Raw genomic sequence first — 947 nt, forward strand, 5'->3', positions numbered from 1 at the left:
ACGAAAAAGCGGTCTTCGCCAAGTCCACGCCAAGGATTATAGTGTTCATGGAGACTTCCTCTTCTGCTGACGGTTGTGTCGCAACACCATCATGGCCTTCGAGGCCGAAGGGAGGGGAAGTCTCTTTTTACTCGTTCAAGGCGGACGGCTTCGCCGCCGCTTAACTCCAGCGTTAGGCGGCAAATTAGAATGCGCTTCCATGTTCGACTGATGCGGCGACTCTCCCAAGAGACCTACGCGGATAAGGAGGTGGGCGAGTTGCGTGAGCTCATCAAAACTGCGCCCGGGGTGCAACGCATCGAGTCTATTGAGCGGCATCCTAAGGGCGGGCACTCAATTACACTAGACTTTTCCTACGAGGCGTTCGACTCGTTCTTCAAGCACGTAGAGGCGCAAGATTGGATGGCTGTTCTATGAGCCACATCGCCGCCGCGCCTAACCACTCGTTCAAGGCGGACGCGCTGACGCGCGCCGCTTAACTCCAGCGTTATGCAGCTAGAGAAACTACAACTCGGCTTCTCAACAGCAGATACCAGCTATCCGGAGCTTGCATCAGCTCCGGGGAAGCTTTCGGTTCGCTTCAACAGCGCTTCCGGTCAAGCTATCCAAGTCAGATTCGCTGGCGTCGCTGCCTTCTCGTGGCAAGAGGGCAACGACTCACTACTTCCTGGCGAACCTTACGATGGGGTTTGCGAGCTATTCGAAAGCGCTCTACTGTCCGCGCACCCGTCTGGGCGTACCATGCATGCTGTAGCTGGCCTGCGACACATTCGGTTCAACTTCAACGCGTGGGGTCGCCTCAATGTACTGTGCGTCGAGTTCGCGGCAGCCGCATAACAATTCATGTATGGACTCCCCCTGCAAGTAACTGAGTACATACTCGTTGGCAAAACGGTGCGGTTGCGTTCGTGTATGCGGCTTTTCGGTGAGCGCGGTTCGCTCGAGCC

General features: G+C 56.3%; 1 protein-coding gene. It reads right to left on the bottom strand.

Features of this window, described 5'->3' with window-relative positions; all coding sequences use genetic code 11:
• Positions 1-711 precede the first annotated feature (711 nt).
• Positions 712-947 (bottom strand): hypothetical protein (locus BTJ49_RS15865; protein ID WP_206098446.1); only part of this gene is annotated, 236 nt, incomplete at its 5' end.

The organism is Oleiagrimonas sp. MCCC 1A03011, from assembly GCF_003267965.1.
GTDB lineage: Bacteria > Pseudomonadota > Gammaproteobacteria > Xanthomonadales > Rhodanobacteraceae > Oleiagrimonas > Oleiagrimonas citrea.